The following is an 18,180-nucleotide window of genomic DNA, read 5'->3' as shown; positions in this document are numbered from 1 at the left end:
CTGGCCCCGCACTCCCGCCGCCGGCCCGAAACGCCCCCGCCGGCGTTCTCCACAGCCGTCGCAACCCCACCGTTGACAGAAAGGCACAACCTGAAGAAAACCGTCAAAGCCGCTCGAAAAGCTGGCGAAAACCGCACCGGCGCCTGCTAGCCTCCGGCAACCAGCCAGGGATTCGCCAAAGGGACACGCATGACCTCCAGCCTAAAGATCGACGACGACCTCCGCGCCAGGATCATCTCGCGCCCCTCGGTGATCCTTGACGACAAGGACCTGATGCATGCGCTGATCGCCGCCAACGAAAAGGCCATGGGCAGCAATATCGTCGACCTCCGCGGCATTGCCATGGAACGGCTCGAACGTCGGCTCGACCGGCTCGAGGACACCCACCGCAGCGTCATCGCCGCCGCCTACGAGAACCTCGCCGGCACCAACCAGGTGCACCGCGCCATCCTGCGCATGCTCGATCCGGTGGATTTCGAGACCTTCCTGCGCGGTCTCGGCGGTGAGGTGGCCGATATCCTGCGGGTCGACGCGGTGCGGCTGGTGCTGGAAAGCGCGGAACGCGCCGAGGACGACCCGGCGCTCAGACGGCTGGGCGACGTGCTGATGGTGGCCGAGCCGGGCTATGTCTCGAACTATGTCACCGAGGGCCGGATGGGCGGGCTGCGCCCGGTCACCCTGCGCCAGCTCGCGACCGGCGACCCGGCGCTGTTTGGCGCCCGCGCCGGCGACATCCGCTCGGAGGCCTGCCTGGTGCTTGATCTCGGCGAGGGACGGCTGCCCGGCATGCTGTCGCTCGGCGCCGAGGATCCGCATCTCTTCACCCCGCAACAGGGCACCGACCTGCTGGCCTTCTTTGCCGGCGTCTTCGAGCGCGCCATGCGCCGCTGGCTGGCGTGAGCGCGCCGGCCACCTTCATCTCTCCGGCAGCGCGCGATGCGCTGGACGACTGGCTGACCCAGGCCCGCGCCCTCAAGGGCCGGGCCGAGAACACCGTCGAGGCTTACCGCGCCGACGTGCTGGGCTTTCTCGCCTTCATGACCGAGTACCACGGCGGCACCCAGGGCCTCGGCCCGCTGTCGCGGATCACCCTGCGCGACATGCGCGCCTGGATGGCGCATACCCGCGGCCCCGATGTCGGGCCGCGGACGCTGGCGCGCAAGCTCTCGGCGGTCAAAAGCTTCTACCGCTGGTTGGCCGAGCGCGAGGGCTTCGAGCCGACCGCCGTGCTCTCGACCCGGGCGCCGAAATACACCCGCAGGCTGCCCCGCCCGCTGGCCGAGGACGCCGCCCGCGCGATGATCGACACCGTCGAGCTGCAGAGCCAGACCGGCTGGATCGCCGCCCGCGACATGGCGGTGGTGACGCTGCTCTATGGCTGCGGGCTGCGGATCTCGGAGGCACTGGGGCTGAACCGCGGCGCGGCACCGCTGGGCGACAGCCTGCGGGTGCTGGGCAAGGGCCAGAAGGAGCGGATCGTGCCGGTGATCCCAGTCGCCGCCCGCGCCGTCGATGGCTATCTGGCGCTCTGCCCCTTCGACCTCGACGCTGATGCGCCGCTGTTTCTCGGTGCGCGGGGCGGCCGGCTGAACCCGCGGCTGGTGCAGAAGGCGATGCAGCAGGCCCGCCTGCAGCTCGGCTTGCCTGCCACCGCGACGCCGCACGCCATGCGCCACAGCTTTGCCACCCATCTGCTCAACGCCGGCGGCGACCTTCGGGCGATCCAGGAGCTGCTCGGCCATGCCTCGCTGAGCACCACCCAAGGCTACACCGGCATCGACAGCGCGCGGCTCCTCGAGGTGTATGACAGGGCGCATCCGAAGGCCGGCTAGCCCGCGGCGGTGGGTTGCAAACCCACCCTACGCAGCGGAGCGATGCCGGGGCGGGTCGCATCCCACGGTCCCGAAATGCAGCGCACCCCGAAGGGTGGATCAACAACAAGCGATCCCAAAGCCGCATGTCCCGTAGGGTGGGTTTGCAACCCACCGCCCCCACAGACCCGCGCATCTCATAGGGCGGAGATCGCTCTGTGCGGGTGTCATCTGTCGTTTTCCCGTTTCAACGTGCCGCCCCGGGCCTGCCCGGTCCCGCCGCCGCAAGTCTCGCGCCTGTTTCCTCCCTCATGCGCCGCACCGGCGCTGACAGGGCCGCACCCGGCCTGAAACACACCTCTGTCGCGCGCAGTTTGCTGCGCCGTCGCAACGGGCGTTCACGCGTAATTTCATCACCCTGCCAGTGCTTTCGATTGAATCCAGCGGCCATATCGGGGATGACAGGTCAATGACCGATCTGCGCGCCCTCTCGATCCACTGGCTCACCGCGACCGGAGCCGTCTTTGCCATGCTGGCGCTGCTCGAGGCGGTGCAGTCGAACTGGCCGATGATGTTCGTCTGGCTGGTGGTGGCCTTTGCGGTCGACGGCATCGACGGGCCGCTGGCGCGCAAATATGACGTCAAACACCGCGCCCCGCGCTTTGACGGCGTGCTGCTCGACCTGATCATCGACTACCTGACCTATGTGTTCATCCCCGCCTTCGCGCTGTTTCAGTCCGGCCTGCTGCCCGGCTGGCCCGGCTGGATGGCGATCATTGTGGTCACATTTGCCAGCGCGCTCTATTTCGCCGACACCGGCATGAAGACAAAGGACAATTCCTTTGCCGGCTTTCCCGGTTGCTTCAACATGGTGGTGCTGGTGATGTTCGCCCTCGCACCGCCGCCGCCGGTGATCCTGGCGATCGTGCTGGTCTGCGCGGTGGCGATGTTCCTGCCACTGAAATTCATCCACCCGGTGCGCACCGAGCGTTGGCGCGCGGTCTCTTTGCCGATGGCGCTGGCCTGGACCTTCTTTGCCGGCTGGGCCGCCTGGGTGAATTTCCACCCGCAAAGCTGGGCGCATTGGGGCCTCGTGGTGACCTCGCTCTACCTGATCTCGGTGGGCATCGTGCAGCAGCTCTTGCCAGAGACCCCGGCGTGAGCAGCCCCGACGTCGCGCCGCGCGCCGACGTTTCCCTGCTGCGCCTGATCGGGCTGACGGCGCTGGTGATGGTGGCTTTCGCGGCCAATTCCGTGCTCAACCGCATGGCGCTCGAAGGCGGCGCCGGCCCGTCGAGCTTTGCCCTGATCCGGCTGATCTCTGGGGCGGCGATCCTCGCCCTGCTGGTGCTGCTGCGCGGCGAGGGGCGCGCGCTGCGGCCGGCCCGCGCGGTCTGGCCCGGGGTGGCGACGCTGACGCTCTATATCCTCGGCTTCTCCTTTGCCTACCAGACCCTGCCCGCCGGCATCGGCGCGCTGATCCTGTTTGGCGGGGTGCAGATCACCATGTTCGCCGGCGCGGTCGTGGCGCGCGAACCGCTGCCGCCGCTGCGCATCCTCGGCGCGGTGATCGCCTTTGCCGGTCTGGCCTGGCTGATGGGGCCGGGGGCCGAACGGCCCGACCCGCTTGGCGCGGCGCTGATGCTGGCGGCGGCGCTGGGCTGGGGGCTGTTCTCGCTGATCGGCCGCAAGCGCGGCGCGGCGCTGGCCACCATGAGCGCCTCCTTCCTCTGGTCTGTACCGCTGGGCCTCGCGGCCTTTGCCCTCTGGCCCGATGACACCGATCTCGCCGGCGTGGCGCTGGCGGTGACCTCCGGCGCGGTGACCTCGGGGCTTGGCTATGCGCTGTGGTACGCCGTTCTGCCGCAGCTGCGCGCCGCCACCGCCGCGGTGGTCCAGCTCACGGTGCCGATCATCGCCATGGCCGGCGGCATGGTCTTTCTCGCCGAACCGCTCACCCTGCGCTTCGCCCTCTCGGCGCTTTTGGTGCTGGGCGGCGTGGCGCTGTCGCTGCGCGCAAGGTAACCCCTTTCCGTCGGCCGCCGCGCCGCCTATCTGAGAGCCCATGCGCCACGTCCTCGCCCTCGCTCTCCTGCTGCTGCCCGGCCTCGCCCGCGCCGAGTGCATCGTTTTCCTGCACGGACTGGCGCGCAGCGAATACAGTTTCGCGGTGATGGAGCAGGTGATGCGGCTCGAAGGCTATCGCACCGTGCTGCCCTCCTACCCCTCGACCTCGGCCGATGTCGAGACGCTGGTCGGCCGCACCCTGCCAGAGGCGCTGGCCGAATGCGGCGAGGAGACCACGCATTTTGTCACCCACTCGATGGGCGGCATCCTGCTGCGGGTCTGGCTGCGCGATCACGGCACCCCGGAAAACCTCGGCCGCGTGGTGATGCTCGCGCCGCCCAATCACGGCAGCGAGCTGGTCGACGAACTGGGCGGGCTCGAGCTGTTCCGCTGGATGAACGGCCCCGCCGGGCTGCAGCTCGGCACCGATCCCGAGAGCCTGCCGCCGCAGCTGCCGCCGATCGAGGCCGAGCTCGGGGTGATCGCCGGCAACCGCTCGCTCAATCCTTATTTCTCCTCGCTGATCGCGGGGCCTGATGACGGCAAGGTCTCGGTCGTCTCGACCAAGGTCGCTGGCATGGACTGGCACATCACCCTGCCCGTCACCCATACCTTCATGATGAACAACCCGCGGGTGATGCAGCAGGTGCTGCTGTTCCTGCGCGAGGGCCGGTTCGACCCCGAGATGGACCTCGCCGACATGCTGTTCGGAGACGACGATGCCGATTGACCTCACTTTCACCGGCGCTCGCTGGCTCGCGCCGGAAGGGCTGCGTGACGACCCCCTGTCAGTCTGCGGCGGGCTTGTGGCCGAGGGAGACGGGCGCGCGGTCGAGCTGCCCGGCAAGCTGATCCTGCCCGGCATCGTCGACCTGCACGGCGACGGGTTCGAGCGTCACCTCGCCCCGCGCCGCGGCGCGATGACCAACCTCGCCGCCGGGCTGGTCTCGGCCGAGGCGGAGCTCGCCGCCAATGGCATCACCACCGCGGTGCTGGCGCAATTCTACTCGTGGGAAGGCGGGCTGCGCAGCCCCGAGTTCGCCACGCGCATGCTCGAGGCGCTGGCTCGTGCCCGCCCCGCTCTCGACACCGACCTGCGGGTGCAGCTGCGGCTCGAGACCCATATGCTCGACGACTTTCCCGCGGTGCTCGCGCTGCTGGCCCGACATGACATCCGCTACGTCGCCTTCAACGACCACCTGCCGCATGCCCGGCTGGCGGCAGGCCGTTCGATCCCGCGGCTCACCGGCACCGCACTGAAATCCGGCCGCAGCCCGGAGGCGCATCTGGCGCTGATGCAGGCGCTGCATGCCCGCGCGTCCGAGGTGCCGGCCGCCCTCGATACGCTCTGCGCCACGCTGGGCCAGCGCGGCATCCGCTGCGCCAGCCACGACGATGCGACCGCCGAGGACCGCAGCACCTGGGCCGCGCGCGGCGCCCTGATCAGCGAATTCCCCGAGACCCGCGAGGCCGCCCTCGCCGCCCATGCCGAGGGCCAGCCGGTGATCCTCGGCGCGCCCAACGTGGTGCGCGGGGCCAGCCACAAGGGCAAGGTCTCGGCGCGGGCATTGGTCGAAGAGGGGCTCTGCCGGGCGCTGGCCTCAGACTACCACTACCCCGCCCCGCGCAACGCGGTCTGGGAGCTGGTCGATCTTGGGGTACTGGACCTGCCGGCGGCCTGGGCGCTGGTCTCCGCCGGCCCGGCCGGGGTGCTGGGGCTGGAGGATCGGGGTCGTCTCGCGCCCGGCAACCGCGCCGACCTTCTGGTGCTCGATGCCGAGACCCGCCGCGTCGAGGCCACGCTCTGCGGCGGAGTTTTCACCTATCTGTCGGGCGACACCGCGCGCCGCCTCACTGGCGCGTAACCCCGTCCCAGACCTGATCTGGAACCCCGCCCGGCCCACGACCAAGAGACCCCGGCACAAGGCCGGGGCGTGTGTCGTGCAAAAACTCGCCGTCCCGGACCTGATCCGAGACCTTGCCCAGCCCGCAACAAAGAGCCCCCAGCGCAAGGCCGGGGCGTATGTCATGCAAAACCTCGCCGTCCCGGACCTGATCCGGGACCTCGCCCAGCCGTCAACCAAGAGGCCCCGGCGCAAGGCCGGGGCGTATGTCGCGCAAAACCTCGCCGTCCCGGACTTGATCCGGGACCTCACCGTCGCAACTTCTGACTCAACGGACCCCTAGGCCGCACGCCCAACGTGCCAGCCTCAACCCTGAGCCTGCACCCGGTTCACATGCCCCATCTTCCGCCCCGGCTTGACCTCGGTCTTGCCGTAGAGATGCAGGCTGGCATGCCGCTCGCCGGCGATCTCCGCCACCCGGTCCATGTCGTCGCCGATCAGGTTCTCCATCACCACGTCCGCATGCCGCCCGCCATCGCCCAGCGGCCATCCCGCCACCGCACGGATATGCTGCTCGAACTGGTCGACGGCACAGCCGGCCTGCGTCCAGTGTCCGGAATTGTGCACCCGCGGCGCGATCTCGTTCACCACCAGGCCCCGCCCGGTGACAAACAGCTCGACCCCCATCACGCCCACATACTCCAGCGCATTGAGGATCCGCCCCGCCAGCAGCACCGCATCGGCCTGCATCATCGGCCGGATCTCGGCCGGCACCGTGGTGGTGCGCAGGATTCCGCCCTCATGCACGTTTTCGCCCGGATCGAAACAGGCCACCTCACCGGTGACCCCGCGCGCGGCAATCACCGAGATCTCGCGCTCGAAGTCGACAAACCCCTCCAGCACCGCCGGCGCCCCGGCCATGTCGGCCAGCGCCTGATCGGCCGCGTCGGGCGACATGATCCGCGCCTGTCCCTTGCCGTCATAGCCGAAGCGCCGGGTCTTGAGGATCGCCGGCGTGCCGATCCGGTCCAGCGCCGCCGCGAGCGAGGCCGCATCACTGACATCGGCATAGGGCGCCACCGTCAGCCCCAGTCCGGACAGGAAATCCTTCTCGATCAGCCGGTCCTGACTAACCCGCAGCGCCTCGCGGCCGGGGCGGATCGGCCGCAGCGCCTCGAGCACGTCGAGCGCGGCGGTGGGGATGTTCTCGAACTCATAGGTAATGACGTCGACGCTCTCGGCAAAGGCCTTGAGTGCCGCCGTGTCGTCATAGCCGGCGGTGGTCACCCGCCAGGCGACGTCGCCGACAGGCGGATTGGCCCCCGGCTCGAAGACATGGCAGCGAAAGCCCAGCCGGCTCGCCGCCACCGAGAGCATGCGGCCCAGCTGGCCGCCGCCGAGAATGCCGATCACCGCGCCCGGCGCCAGAGCCTCACTCATCGACAGGCACCTCCGGGATCGAGGCCGAGAGCGCCGCGCGCCAGGCGTCGAGCCGCTCTGCCAGGCCGGGGTCCTGCAGCGCCAGGATGCCTGCCGCCATCAACCCGGCGTTCTTGGCCCCCGGTGCGCCGATCGCCATGGTCGCCACCGGGTAGCCGCGCGGCATCTGCAGGATGGAATAGAGCGAATCGACGCCCGAGAGCGCCCGGGTCTGCACCGGGACGCCGATCACCGGCACCCGGGTCTTTGACGCCATCATGCCCGGCAGATGGGCCGCGCCACCGGCGCCGGCGATGATCACCTGCAAGCCGCGATCCACAGCCGTCTTGCCATACTCCCAGAGCCGGTCCGGCGTCCGATGCGCCGAGACGATGCGCGCCTCATAGGCCACGCCCAGCTCGTCCAGCACATCCGCTGCTTCCTTCATGGTGGGCCAATCCGACTGGCTGCCCATGATGATGCCCACTACCGGCTCTGTCATCGCCTTCCCTCGCTTTAGGAAGGCCGCACTATAGCCAGAGCGCCCCCTTTGGCAACGCCCCCGCCCGGCACACCGGCGCCATTTTCGCGCCTCCAGCCCTTCTTCTGTTCAAAAATACCCTCGGGGGAGGCCGCAGGCCGGGGGCAGAGCCCCCAAACCCCGAACGATCCCCACCGACGCCAGCCCAGCGGCGCCCTGCGCCGACGGTCGTCACGGGAAATACTTCCCCCCGCGGGCGTCCAAAGACCCGTGCGAGCCGTAATACCCCCTACAGAGACCCGCAGTCCCCTGCGCTCCGCTGCCGCGCCCTCAGGCGATGATATCCGGCAACAGTCGGTCCTCGATCTGGGCGATCCTGTCCTTCAGCAGCAGTTTCTTCTTCTTCAGCCGCTGGATGGTCAGCGCATCGGCCCGCCCTTCGGCCTGAAGCGCATCAATCGCCTCATCCAGATCGCGGTGCTCGCGCTTGAAGACCTCAAGTTCAACCCGCAGGACCTCGTCGGTCTTCATCGCCAGTTCCGACTGCATGTTCATGCCAAAGCTCTCCATCGCGGGCCAGGTTTCAGAATAGAGCGTCCAAAGGCTTTTGGCAAAGGTCTTGCAGGCCGCCGGATGCCGCCCCATATTCGTAGCGAACCGGCTGCCGCTGACGGGGCCGGTCAAGAGATGTCGCTTTGCCAAAGGACGTGTCATGACAAAACTGACCCTGGGCTCATACCCCCATATGCTGGGGTTCGAGCAGCTGGAGCGCCTGCTGGAACGCACGGCGAAGACCGGCAACGAAGGCTACCCGCCTTTCAATATCGAACAGACCTCAGACCATTCCTATCGCATCACCCTGGCCGTGGCCGGGTTCGCCGAGGCCGATCTCTCGATCACCGTCGAGGACCGCCAGCTGGTGATCCGCGGCCGCCAGCGCGATGACAATGGCGAGCGGGTCTTTCTGCATCGCGGAATCGCGGCGCGCCAGTTCCAGCGCAGCTTCGTGCTGGCCGATGGCGTCGAGGTCGGCGAGGCGGTGATGGAAAACGGGCTGCTGCACGTCGACCTGACGATGCAACGCCCCGAAACGGTGGTGCAGACCATCAATATCAGGAAAGGGTGACTGTCATGAACACGAGCTATGATTTCGGCCAGGATCTGCCGCGCAACATCGTCTACGTCAAGCCGGTGGCGGTCGCCGACCTGCCAGAGGAAATCCGCAAACAGGCGCAGGGCGCGACGACGCTCTACGCGGTGCACCGCGAGGATGGCGAACAGCTGGCACTGGTGGCCGACCGCAAGCTGGCCTTCGTGCTGGCGCGCCAGCATGACATGGCGCCGGTGGCCGTGCACTGATGGCAGAGCATGCCGTCGATTGGGTCGATGCCTTCAGCGCGCGGCCCTTCGGCGGCAACGGCTGCGCGGTCGTGCATGACGCAGCCGGGCTCGACGCCGAGACCTGCAAGGCCTTCGTCCGCGAGACCTCGCTGGTGGAATGCACCTTCCTCGGGCCCTCCGACACGGCCGATCTCAAGGTCCGCTACTTCCTTGCCAGCGGCGAGATCCCCTTTGCCGGCCACCCCACCGTGGCCAGCGTTGCGGCGCTGCTGCATCGCGGGCTGGCGGAACCCGGCCGGATGGTGCTTGAGACCGGCGCCGGACTGGTGCCGATCGAGGCCTCCCGCGGACCGGCCGGGCTCGGCGTGACCATGACCCAGATCGCGCCGGTCTTCGGACCGGAGCTGCCGCGGGCGATGGTGGCCGAGGTCCTGAGCCTTGCGCCAGAGGACATCCTCGCGCCGCCGCAGATCGTCTCGACCGGCCTGCCGTTCTGCATCACGCTGCTGCGCGACCTCGATAGCGCCCTGGCCGCCCGGCTCGATGTCGCGGCGCTGACCCGGATGATGCGCCACCTGGGGACCGGGCCGGGCGAGATGAGCGAGCCCTATATCATCGTGCGCCAGGGCATGACCGGGGCGGGCGACAGTTTTGGCCGGCTGCTCCTGCCGCCGCCCAACCCGCCGGAGGATGCCTTTACCGGCTCGGCCACCGGCGCGGCCGCGGCCTGGCTCTGGCATCACGGTCTGATCGAGCGCCCGCGCTATATCGCCGAACAGGGCCACGGCATGGGGCGGCCGGGATCGGCCGAGGACGAGGTGCTGGGCCCGCGGGATGCGATCACCGGGGTGCGGGTGTCCGGGCGGGCGCATGTGCTGATGAGCGGGACGCTCTACCTCTGAATGACCGCCACACGACAAAGGCCGCGGAGTCATCCACGGCCTTTTTCTTTATGTTGACCTGCTCCTCGGCCCCTGCGGCGCCTCCTCGCGAAGACGCCCGCAAGGGCGGAGGAGCGCCGCCGTCAGCCGGCGATCAGCCCCATGCTCTCGAGCTTCAGGATCACCTGGTGGGCGCAGTTGTCGACATCGACGTTCTCGGTCTCGACGCTGAGCTCGGGGTTGGCGGGCACGTCATAGGGGTCCGAAATGCCGGTGAACTCCTTGATCTTGCCTTCGCGGGCCAGCTTGTAGAGCCCCTTGCGGTCACGCCGTTCGCATTCCTCGAGCGCGGTCGCCACATGCACCTCGATGAAGGCGCCGAACTGCTCGACATCCTCGCGCACCGCGCGCCGCGTGGTGGCATAGGGTGCGATCGGCGCGCAGATCGCGATGCCGCCGTTCTTGGTGATCTCGCTGGCGACATAGCCGATGCGGCGGATGTTGAGGTCGCGATGCTCCTTGGAGAAGCCCAGCTCGGAGCTGAGGTTCTTGCGCACGATGTCCCCATCGAGCAGCGTCACCGGCCGCCCGCCCATCTCCATCAGCTTGACCATCAGCGCATTGGCAATGGTCGACTTGCCCGAGCCCGACAGGCCGGTGAAGAACACGGTAAAGCCCTGCTTGGCCCGCGGCGGACGGGTGCGGCGCAGCTCGGTGACCACTTCGGGAAAAGAGAACCACTCGGGGATCTCGAGGCCTTCCTGCAGACGCCGGCGCAGCTCGGTGCCCGAGATGTTGAGGATGGTGACGTTGTCGCGGTCCTCGATCTCGTCGGCGGGTTCGTATTGCGCGCGCTCCTGGACATAGACCATGTGCTTGAAATCGACCATCTCGACGCCGATCTCGGACTGGTATTCGCGGAACAGGTCCTGCGCGTCATAGGGGCCGTAGAAATCGTCACCGGCCGAGTTCTTGCCCGGACCGGCATGGTCGCGGCCGACGATGAAATGGGTGCAGCCGTGGTTGGCGCGGATCAGGCCGTGCCAGACCGCTTCGCGCGGGCCGGCCATACGCATGGCGAGGTTCAGCAGGCTCATGTTGGTGGTCGACTGCGGGTACTTGTCGAGCACCGCCTCGTAGCAGCGCACGCGGGTGAAGTGATCGACATCGCCCGGCTTGGTCATGCCCACCACCGGGTGGATCAGCAGGTTGGCCTGGGCTTCCTTGGCCGCCCGGAAGGTCAGCTCCTGGTGGGCGCGGTGCAGCGGGTTGCGGGTCTGGAAGGCCACGACCTTGCGCCAGCCCAGCTTGCGGAACAGCGCGCGCAGCTCGTTGGGCGTGTCGCGACGGCCGCGGAAGTCGTAATGCACCGGCTGCTGGATGCCGGTGACCGGACCGCCGAGATAGACCTTGCCGGCCTGGTTGTGCAGGTAGTTCACCGCCGGGTGCGCCGGGTCGTCGGCGCCAAACACCTTCTCGGCCTCGCGCGACTTGTCCGGCGTCCAGCGGTCGGTGACGGTCATGGTGCCGAGGATCACGCCCTCCTGGTCGCGCAGCGCGATGTCCTGGCCGATCTCGAGGCTGGCCGCGAACTCTTCCGATACGTCGAGGGTGATCGGCATCGGCCAGAGCGCGCCGCTCGACAGGCGCATGTTCTCGACCACGCCGTTGTAATCCTCTTCCGACAGGAAGCCCTTGAGCGGGTTGAAGCCGCCGTTCATCAGAAGCTCCAGATCGCAGATCTGGCGCGGGGTGAGATCGTGGCTGACCAGGTTGCCGGCCTCCACCTTCAGCTTCTGGGCGCTCTCGTAGGAGACATAGAGTTCCGAAATCGGAGCCAGGTTGTTCTGCATCAATTCGATCCTGTGTTTGATGGGGACGAGACCGCTTGAGGTGCCCGTCAATTCGGCATGAAGTGCGTCGTATTCCGCCAGCTTGCGGGCGAGGAAACTCTCGGTCAGCCGGTTCTTCTGCGCTGCCCCGCGCGGGGTCAGCACATAGGCGAAACGCTGGCGCCGGTCGGGGCCGGGGCGCGCGCTGATCTTGATGAACCCGGCCGCCTCGGCGGATTTGAGCCGCGTGTTCAGCGTGCCCAGCGACACCCCCAGCGCCTCGGCGATCGACCGCTGAGACGCGTCCGGCGCCAGATCGAGCTGGCGCAGGAGGCGGAAGACATGTCCGTCCTCATCAGTGATTGCCGGGGGCTTGGGCGGGAGCATCTGGGGCGACTCAAAGTATGTTCAACGCTGAACGCATCGCACAGGACGTTGGGTCAGGAAAGCCCGAAAACACAGGTTGCGCGCGTCGTTGCCGAAATGCCGCTCTGCAGCAGGCGCATGACGCATGCAAAAGCCGCCAGCACGTGCGGGCGGCGTTTCTCATGATGATGGCCGTGGGGTGGGTTTTCAACCCACCGCCCCCGGTAGGTGGGTTACAAACCCACCCTACGCAGTCTCGGCACCGTAGCCCAGCGGCTCGGTCACGGCGTCGGCGCTGCGCTCGGCCTCGCCATGTTCGGCGAGGAACTTCTCGGCATCGAGCGCCGCCATGCAGCCCATGCCGGCGCTGGTCACCGCCTGGCGATAGACGTGGTCGGTCAGGTCGCCGGCGGCAAAGATCCCCGGCACCGAGGTCCGCGTGCTGCCCGGCTCGACCTTGACATAGCCGCCGTTGTGCAGCTCGAGCGTGTCCTTGACCAGCTCGGTCGCCGGCGCGTGACCAATGGCGATGAACACGCCCTTGCAGGGGATCTCGGTGATCTCGCCGGTCTTGACGTTCTTCACCCGCACGCCCTCGACACCCTTGGGCATGTCATTGCCAAAGACCTCGTCGAGCTGATGAAACCACAGGGTCTCGATCTTGGGATGCTTGAGCAGCCGCTCCTGCAGGATCTTCTCGGCGCGCAGCTCGTCGCGGCGATGCACCAGCGTCACCTTGGAGGCGAAGTTGGTCAGAAACAGCGCCTCCTCGACAGCGGTATTGCCGCCACCGACCACCACGATCTCCTGGCCGCGATAGAAAAAACCGTCGCAGGTGGCGCAGGCCGAGACGCCGAAGCCCTTGAACGCCTCTTCCGAGGGCAGCCCCAGCCATTTGGCGCGCGCCCCGGTGGCGAGGATCACCGCGTCGGCGGTATAGGTGGTGCCGCTGTCGCCCTTGGCCACGAACGGCCGCTTGGAGGTGTCGAGCGCGGTGATGATGTCGCCGATGATCTCGGTCCCCATCGCCTTGGCGTGCGCTTCCATCCGCACCATCAGGTCCGGCCCCTGCACCTCGGTATCGCCCGGCCAGTTCTCGACCTCGGTGGTGGTGGTCAGCTGGCCGCCGGGCTCGATCCCCTGCACCAGGATCGGGCTCAGCATGGCGCGGCTGGCATAGACCCCGGCGGTATAGCCCGCAGGCCCCGACCCGATGATCAGAACTTTGGTGTGGCGTGTCTCACCCATGTGGTGCCCCTTTGGCTTGCGCTTGCGTGTCAGAGGCCGCATATAGCCATCCTGCCGCCTGACGAAAAGACCATGCAACCCCGTGCCGCGCCACGGACATGGCCGGCCGCGGGAGGCAAAAACAATCTTGCGTAAATGCGAAACATTATTGCGCCGGCTGGCTGGGCTGGTATAACAAACGCAATTTCGGCGGAGGGACACATGCCGGGAACTCGACTAGACCCGATCGATCGCAAAATCCTGGCCGAACTGCAGGCCGACGGACGGATGACCAATGTCGAACTGGCGCGCCGGGTCGGCATCTCGGCTCCGCCCTGCCTGCGCCGGGTGCGCACGCTCGAGGAACAGGGGTACATCCGCGGCTACCACGCCGAGATCGACGCCCGCGAGCTGGGCTTCGAGGTGCAGGTCTTTGCCATGGTGGGCCTCGTCAGCCAGGCCGAGGCCGATCTCTCTGCCTTTGAGAACCGCTGCCGCGAATGGCCGCTGGTGCGCGAGTGCCACATGCTCAACGGCGAGGTGGATTTCATCCTGAAGTGCGTGGCACCCGATCTCTCGAGCTTCCAGAGCTTTCTGACCGGTGACCTGCTGACCGCGCCGAATGTCGCCTCGGTCAAGACCTCGCTGGTGATCCGCGGTGCCAAGGACGAGCCGGGCGTGCCCTTCGACGTGCTCGAGGACCGGCTCAGCCGCAGCGCCTGAGCCGACTCACTCCTCCTCGCGCCAGAGCGCGTGCAGTGCCTCGTAATATTCCGGGTCGTGCTGCCATTTCGGCATCAGGTTGCGCGCCATCTCGAAGGTGATCTCGGGATAGGCCTCGCGCCATTTGCGTGCCGCCGCCTTTGCCTCGTCCTTGCGACCGGCCAGCCAATGGGTACCAAAGAGCATCCGGTAAGCCCAGGTCACACCGGCCCCCTCGCGCAGCCCCTGTTCGCAGAGCGCCACCGATTCGTCGAACCGCCGCATTGCCCGTAGCGCGGCCGAGCGGCCGAACAACCCGTTGAAATGGAACGGATCGAGCGGGCTGAGCTGGTCATAGCGGTCAAAGGCGGCCATGCCGGTGTCGAACTCGCCGACATAGATCGCGGTCCAGCCCAGCCGCAGCCAGCCCCAGGCGTTGTTCGGATCAAGCAGCAACGCCCTGTCCACCAGCGCCCGCGCCCTGGCGAAATCATTCAGCGCCAGCCCGGAGGCCGCCGAGAGCGCCACCAGCGCGCCGGGATCGTCCTGCACCAGCGGCGCGGCGCGCGCCACCAGCGTCTGGGCCGCGGCCCGGTCGGTCTCGCCATCGGTGGTCCAAGTGTAGCAGCACTGATGCGCGTGGCACCACGCCTTGTAGGCCATCGCCGGGGCGTAATCCGGCTGATGCGCCAGCGCCTGATCGAGCAGCGCGATGGCGCGGGCGTTCTCCTCGCGGCGATGGGCCCAGAAATGCGGCAGCGCGGTGAGCATCAGCTCATAGGCGGTGCGGTCCTGCGGCGGCCTGGCGCGGGCGCGGGCAATCTCGGCGGCGCGCAGGTTGGGCAGGATCTGTCCCGCCACCTGGGCCGCGATCCGGTCGAGAAGGTCGAAGAGATCGTCGAGCCGGTCATCAAAGCGCGCGGTCCAGAGCGTGTGGCCGTCGCGCCCGCGCACCAGCTGGACCGAGATCCGCACCCGCGCGGCCGCGCGCCGCACCGAGCCCTCGACAATGTAATCTGCCTTCAGCCGCGCCGCCGCCTCCGGCACCGAAAGCCCGGGATCGCCCAGCGCAAAGGCCGACTGCCGGGCAATGACCCCGAAATCCCGGCAGCGGCTGAGCGCGCTGGTGATCTCGTCGACCACGCCATCGGCGAACATGTCGGCCTCGGCCGCCCCGAATTCCTCGAAGGGCAGCACCGCCAGCGTCGGCCCCTCGCCGCGCGCCGGCACCGCCGCCGCCACGGGCGGGGCGTCGTGGGCGGCGTCACGGGCGGCGTCACGGGCGGCGCGCGCCTGCCGCAGCCAGTCCTCGAAGCCCTCGGAGGCCAGGTCAAAGCCCTCCAGCACCGCGCCCGGCCCTGCGGCCTCCACCGTCACCGCGCCCGGCTCGAGCCAGACCGCCTGCCGGTCGGCCGACAGGACCGCCGCCGGCAGCACCCGCCGCAACACCGACAGCTCCTGGCGCAGAGAGGCCCGCGACTGTTCCTCGGACCGGTCGCTCCAGAGCAGCTCGGCCAGATAGCCGCGCTCGGCCCGCATGCCGGGCTGCAGCGTCAGGCAGGCCAGCAGCGCCTGGCCCCGCCGGGTCAGCCCGGCGACCGGCTGGCCCGCGCCGGTGACGATCCGCAAGGGACCACGCAGATGGATCACGAGCTGGGTCATTTCCGGTGTCACGCTCCTCTCACCGCCGATTTTACGGCGCGTCAGGGTTATTTTACGAAAGTCTTGCACGCAGGGCGGGCCAATGCACCCGGCATTTTGCGCCGGGTTTGCGGCCGGCTGTCACCTTGAGGACATCAGATGACACAGCCCCGCAAGGAGACAGACCATGCAGACCGCAACAAGCCTCACCCGCCAATTCCGCCGCCCCGCCGCCGCCAGGCTCTTCGCCCGCGCCCTCGCCTGGCTCATCGCCGCCGACAGCGCCTACCGTCAGCGCCAGCAGCTCCGTCGCCTCGACGACGCCGCCCTGCGCGACCTGGGCCTCACCCGCAAGCAGGCCAGAACCGGCACGCGTTGAGCCCGGACCACTGTCCGGCTCTTCACCGGTCAAAAATATCCTTCGGAGGGTCGTCAGCGGCGATGGTGGCCCCCGAACCGCCCCGCTCAGAACGGCGCCTTCGCGCGAAACTTTACGCCCTCACCGCCGTCCGGATGCCGCAGCCGCAGCTCTTCGGAATGCAGCATCAGCCGTGGAAACGCCAATGCCGCGCCGCTGGCATAGAGCGGATCGCCCAGGATCACGTGCCCCAGCGCCAGCGCATGCACGCGCAACTGGTGGCTGCGCCCGGTCTTCGGCATGAAGCGCACCCGGGTCTCGGTGTCCTTGTAGGACTGCACCCGCCAGTCGGTCTGCGCCGCCCGGCCGGTCTCATGGCAGACCTTCTGCAGCGGCCGGTTCGGCCAGTCGACGATCAGCGGCAGATCGACCGTGCCGCTGCGCGGTTCGAGCCGGCCCCAGAGCCGTGCCACATAGGTTTTCTTCACCCCGCGCTTTTCGAACTGCAGCCCGAGGTGACGCTGGGCATGCGGCGTCAGACCAAAGACCATCACGCCGGATGTGTCGCGGTCGAGCCGGTGCACCAGCAGCGCGGTCGGAAAGGCCTCCTGCACCCGGCTGAGCAGGCAATCGGCCAGATGCGGTCCCTTGCCCGGCACCGAGAGCAGCCCGGCGGGCTTGTTGACGATGAGGATCTCGTGATCCGCGTGCAGCACGTCGAGCGGTGTATCGGGGGGCTGGTAGCTGTCATCCATGGCTCGAGGGTGTGGCAAAAGCGCAGAGCGCCCGCAAGGGCCGATAAGCGCCCCGCAGCGTCAGACCCCGGCGCGTCGCATGCCGCGCAGCATCGCCACCGAATAGATCACCAGCGCCAGCCAGATCATCGGAAAGGCGATCATTCGGGCCTGACCGAACGGCTCCTTGAACACCAGCACGGCGCAGAGAAAGATCATCGTCGGCGCGATATACTGCAGCACGCCGATGGTCGAGAGCCGCAGCCCCTTGGCGCCATTGGCATAGGCCATGAGCGGCACCGCGGTGACCACGCCACAGCCCAGCAGCAGCCAGGTGTCAGGCCCGAAGCCCGGGTCGAAATGCGACTGCCCGGTGACCACCAGCCAGCCGATATAGGCCAGCGCCGGCGGCGTCAGGATCAGCACCTCGAGCAGGAAGCCCTGGTTCGGGCCGATCGGCAGCTGTTTCTTGGCCAGTGCGTAAAACCCCCAGGACAGCATCAGCCCGACCGCGGCCCAGGGCAGCCGCCCGGCATCAAGCGCCAGGATCAGCACCGCTGCCGCGGCCAGTCCGATGGCCACCAGCTGCGCCCGGTTCAGCCGCTCGCCCAGCAGCACCGCGCCAAGCAGCACCGAAAACAGCGGGTTGATGTAATAGCCGAGCGCCGCATCGAGCGTCCGGTCGTTGGCGATGGCCCAGACGTAGATCCCCCAGTTGATCGAGACCAGCGCCGCGGTCACGCAGCCCATCGCCAGCATCCGCGGGGTGCGCAGCGCCTCACGCAGGGTGGCGGTGCGCCCCAGCGCTACCAGCACCGCCGCCGCGATCGGCAGCGACCAGATCACCCGGTGCGCCACCACCTCGGCCGGCGGGATATGCGCCAGCAATTTCATGAAAAGCGGCAGGAAGCCCCAGAACACATAGGCCGAAACGGCGAAGGCCAGACCCCGGGCGGTGTCCTCGTTGGTCTTGGGGGCAAGGGCTTCGGCAGGGCGCATCTGGCGGGTCCTTCGGCAAGGGGCTCGGATCCTGTTGCCAGAACCGCGTGCCAAAGGCGACCCGAAACCTGCACTCACCGCGGCGCGCGGGGCGTTCCTGCCGCGGGGTCAAGAGCTGGGACCTCGCCCTGGAATGAACCGGAGCCTCGCCACCTTGCCCCCTGTTTGGCGAAGAAGTCCCGGCTCGGGGGCGGGGACGCGGGGGCCTTCATGCGCGGCCCGTCGCCCGAATCCATTGTTGCCCGGCCCCGCTTTGCACTCCGCGCCGGCCTTGCGCAGGGCCTCACGCACAGCCAACACGTCGCTCTTTGGGAGCAAGGTCCCGGCTCGGAGGCCGGGACGCGGGAGCCTTCCGGCGCGGCCCGACCGCCTGAGCCAACTGTCGCCGGCCCGCGCTCCAAATCCCGCCCCGGCCTTGCGCCGGGGCCTCACGCCCCCCCTGTCATCAGGTCGGTGTAGAGGTCCCGGCTCGGGGGC

Annotated in this window: 19 protein-coding genes; 11 read left to right on the top strand and 8 right to left on the bottom strand. The window is 68.3% G+C overall.

Features of this window, described 5'->3' with window-relative positions; all coding sequences use genetic code 11:
* Positions 1-189 precede the first annotated feature (189 nt).
* From VOI27_RS12240 to VOI27_RS12215, 6 genes are all read left to right on the top strand, one after another.
* Positions 190-900 carry a DUF484 family protein gene (locus tag VOI27_RS12240; protein WP_323765632.1) on the top strand — a complete coding sequence of 237 codons (711 nt, stop codon included), beginning with the start codon at positions 190-192 and terminating at the stop codon, positions 898-900.
* The gene (locus VOI27_RS12235; RefSeq protein ID WP_416374673.1) at positions 897-1,832 is read left to right on the top strand and encodes a tyrosine recombinase XerC; all 936 of its coding nucleotides are present in this window, start codon (positions 897-899) and stop codon (positions 1,830-1,832) included. The genes VOI27_RS12240 and VOI27_RS12235 overlap by 4 nt, the downstream gene beginning before the upstream one ends.
* 448 nt (positions 1,833-2,280) lie before the next feature.
* Positions 2,281-2,973, top strand: a complete 693-nt coding sequence (locus VOI27_RS12230) for a CDP-alcohol phosphatidyltransferase family protein (protein ID WP_323765631.1) — start codon at positions 2,281-2,283, stop codon at positions 2,971-2,973.
* On the top strand, positions 2,970-3,836 hold the full coding sequence (locus VOI27_RS12225; RefSeq protein WP_323765630.1) for a DMT family transporter: 867 nt from the start codon (positions 2,970-2,972) through the stop codon (positions 3,834-3,836). Before VOI27_RS12230 ends, VOI27_RS12225 begins: the two co-directional genes overlap by 4 nt.
* A gap of 40 nt (positions 3,837-3,876) precedes the next feature.
* Entirely contained in the window at positions 3,877-4,608 is a 732-nt protein-coding gene (locus VOI27_RS12220) for an esterase/lipase family protein (protein ID WP_323765629.1), read from the top strand.
* Positions 4,598-5,743, top strand: coding sequence for an alpha-D-ribose 1-methylphosphonate 5-triphosphate diphosphatase (locus VOI27_RS12215; protein ID WP_323765628.1), 1,146 nt, complete (start codon positions 4,598-4,600; stop codon positions 5,741-5,743). The genes VOI27_RS12220 and VOI27_RS12215 overlap by 11 nt, the downstream gene beginning before the upstream one ends.
* A 345-nt stretch (positions 5,744-6,088) precedes the next feature.
* Here the strand turns inward: VOI27_RS12215 and VOI27_RS12210 are convergent, their stop codons facing one another.
* From VOI27_RS12210 to VOI27_RS12200, 3 genes are all read right to left on the bottom strand, one after another.
* Positions 6,089-7,162, bottom strand: a complete 1,074-nt coding sequence (locus tag VOI27_RS12210; protein WP_323765627.1) for a 5-(carboxyamino)imidazole ribonucleotide synthase — start codon at positions 7,160-7,162, stop codon at positions 6,089-6,091.
* Entirely contained in the window at positions 7,155-7,643 is a 489-nt protein-coding gene (purE, locus tag VOI27_RS12205; RefSeq protein ID WP_323765626.1) for a 5-(carboxyamino)imidazole ribonucleotide mutase, read from the bottom strand. Before purE ends, VOI27_RS12210 begins: the two co-directional genes overlap by 8 nt.
* Before the next feature lie 309 nt (positions 7,644-7,952).
* Positions 7,953-8,177, bottom strand: a complete 225-nt coding sequence (locus VOI27_RS12200) for a YdcH family protein (protein WP_323765625.1) — start codon at positions 8,175-8,177, stop codon at positions 7,953-7,955.
* Positions 8,178-8,334: 157 nt separating this feature from the next.
* On the opposite strand from VOI27_RS12200, the gene VOI27_RS12195 reads away from it, so the two are divergent.
* The 3 genes from VOI27_RS12195 to VOI27_RS12185 are packed head-to-tail and all read left to right on the top strand — an operon-like array spanning position 8,335 to position 9,865.
* Positions 8,335-8,748: an Hsp20 family protein gene (locus VOI27_RS12195; RefSeq protein ID WP_323765624.1), complete on the top strand. Its 414-nt coding sequence runs from the start codon at positions 8,335-8,337 to the stop codon at positions 8,746-8,748.
* Between the two features lie 5 nt (positions 8,749-8,753).
* Entirely contained in the window at positions 8,754-8,981 is a 228-nt protein-coding gene (locus tag VOI27_RS12190) for a DUF1150 family protein (protein WP_323765623.1), read from the top strand.
* On the top strand, positions 8,981-9,865 hold the full coding sequence (locus tag VOI27_RS12185; protein ID WP_323765622.1) for a PhzF family phenazine biosynthesis protein: 885 nt from the start codon (positions 8,981-8,983) through the stop codon (positions 9,863-9,865). The genes VOI27_RS12190 and VOI27_RS12185 overlap by 1 nt, the downstream gene beginning before the upstream one ends.
* A gap of 122 nt (positions 9,866-9,987) precedes the next feature.
* On the opposite strand, the gene VOI27_RS12180 is transcribed toward VOI27_RS12185, so the two are convergent.
* The gene (locus VOI27_RS12180; protein ID WP_323765621.1) at positions 9,988-12,063 is read right to left on the bottom strand and encodes a bifunctional sulfate adenylyltransferase/adenylylsulfate kinase; all 2,076 of its coding nucleotides are present in this window, start codon (positions 12,061-12,063) and stop codon (positions 9,988-9,990) included.
* Between the two features lie 225 nt (positions 12,064-12,288).
* Positions 12,289-13,290 (bottom strand): thioredoxin-disulfide reductase, encoded by a 1,002-nt coding sequence (gene trxB, locus VOI27_RS12175; protein WP_323765620.1) that lies wholly within the window; start codon positions 13,288-13,290, stop codon positions 12,289-12,291.
* A gap of 201 nt (positions 13,291-13,491) precedes the next feature.
* Between trxB and VOI27_RS12170 the strand changes: the two genes are divergently transcribed.
* Positions 13,492-13,992, top strand: a complete 501-nt coding sequence (locus VOI27_RS12170) for an Lrp/AsnC family transcriptional regulator (RefSeq protein WP_323765619.1) — start codon at positions 13,492-13,494, stop codon at positions 13,990-13,992.
* A gap of 6 nt (positions 13,993-13,998) precedes the next feature.
* On the opposite strand, the gene VOI27_RS12165 is transcribed toward VOI27_RS12170, so the two are convergent.
* Entirely contained in the window at positions 13,999-15,633 is a 1,635-nt protein-coding gene (locus VOI27_RS12165) for a hypothetical protein (protein ID WP_323765618.1), read from the bottom strand.
* A 166-nt stretch (positions 15,634-15,799) separates the two neighbouring features.
* Between VOI27_RS12165 and VOI27_RS12160 the strand changes: the two genes are divergently transcribed.
* Positions 15,800-15,991, top strand: a complete 192-nt coding sequence (locus VOI27_RS12160; protein WP_323765617.1) for a DUF1127 domain-containing protein — start codon at positions 15,800-15,802, stop codon at positions 15,989-15,991.
* A gap of 86 nt (positions 15,992-16,077) precedes the next feature.
* Here the strand turns inward: VOI27_RS12160 and VOI27_RS12155 are convergent, their stop codons facing one another.
* Positions 16,078-16,725 carry a pseudouridine synthase gene (locus tag VOI27_RS12155; protein WP_323765616.1) on the bottom strand — a complete coding sequence of 216 codons (648 nt, stop codon included), beginning with the start codon at positions 16,723-16,725 and terminating at the stop codon, positions 16,078-16,080.
* Between the two features lie 60 nt (positions 16,726-16,785).
* Positions 16,786-17,703: an EamA family transporter RarD gene (gene rarD / locus VOI27_RS12150; protein WP_323765615.1), complete on the bottom strand. Its 918-nt coding sequence runs from the start codon at positions 17,701-17,703 to the stop codon at positions 16,786-16,788.
* Between the last annotated feature and the right edge of the window lie 477 nt (positions 17,704-18,180).

Origin of the sequence: Marinovum sp., from assembly GCF_034669705.1 — a bacterium.
Taxonomy (GTDB): domain Bacteria; phylum Pseudomonadota; class Alphaproteobacteria; order Rhodobacterales; family Rhodobacteraceae; genus Marinovum.
Note: the sequence above shows the minus strand (reverse complement) of the source record. Positions and strands in the feature narration are given on the sequence as shown.

Coding starts and splice junctions, on each gene's coding strand:
- VOI27_RS12240 (WP_323765632.1), top strand. CDS start 190: ATGACCTCCAGCCTAAAGATCGACGACGACCTCCGCGCCAGGATCATC.
- VOI27_RS12230 (WP_323765631.1), top strand. CDS start 2,281: ATGACCGATCTGCGCGCCCTCTCGATCCACTGGCTCACCGCGACCGGA.
- VOI27_RS12220 (WP_323765629.1), top strand. CDS start 3,877: ATGCGCCACGTCCTCGCCCTCGCTCTCCTGCTGCTGCCCGGCCTCGCC.
- VOI27_RS12215 (WP_323765628.1), top strand. CDS start 4,598: ATGCCGATTGACCTCACTTTCACCGGCGCTCGCTGGCTCGCGCCGGAA.
- VOI27_RS12210 (WP_323765627.1), bottom strand. CDS start 7,162: ATGAGTGAGGCTCTGGCGCCGGGCGCGGTGATCGGCATTCTCGGCGGC.
- purE (WP_323765626.1), bottom strand. CDS start 7,643: ATGACAGAGCCGGTAGTGGGCATCATCATGGGCAGCCAGTCGGATTGG.
- VOI27_RS12200 (WP_323765625.1), bottom strand. CDS start 8,177: ATGAACATGCAGTCGGAACTGGCGATGAAGACCGACGAGGTCCTGCGG.
- VOI27_RS12195 (WP_323765624.1), top strand. CDS start 8,335: ATGACAAAACTGACCCTGGGCTCATACCCCCATATGCTGGGGTTCGAG.
- VOI27_RS12190 (WP_323765623.1), top strand. CDS start 8,754: ATGAACACGAGCTATGATTTCGGCCAGGATCTGCCGCGCAACATCGTC.
- VOI27_RS12185 (WP_323765622.1), top strand. CDS start 8,981: ATGGCAGAGCATGCCGTCGATTGGGTCGATGCCTTCAGCGCGCGGCCC.
- VOI27_RS12180 (WP_323765621.1), bottom strand. CDS start 12,063: ATGCTCCCGCCCAAGCCCCCGGCAATCACTGATGAGGACGGACATGTC.
- trxB (WP_323765620.1), bottom strand. CDS start 13,290: ATGGGTGAGACACGCCACACCAAAGTTCTGATCATCGGGTCGGGGCCT.
- VOI27_RS12170 (WP_323765619.1), top strand. CDS start 13,492: ATGCCGGGAACTCGACTAGACCCGATCGATCGCAAAATCCTGGCCGAA.
- VOI27_RS12165 (WP_323765618.1), bottom strand. CDS start 15,633: ATGACCCAGCTCGTGATCCATCTGCGTGGTCCCTTGCGGATCGTCACC.
- VOI27_RS12160 (WP_323765617.1), top strand. CDS start 15,800: ATGCAGACCGCAACAAGCCTCACCCGCCAATTCCGCCGCCCCGCCGCC.
- VOI27_RS12155 (WP_323765616.1), bottom strand. CDS start 16,725: ATGGATGACAGCTACCAGCCCCCCGATACACCGCTCGACGTGCTGCAC.
- rarD (WP_323765615.1), bottom strand. CDS start 17,703: ATGCGCCCTGCCGAAGCCCTTGCCCCCAAGACCAACGAGGACACCGCC.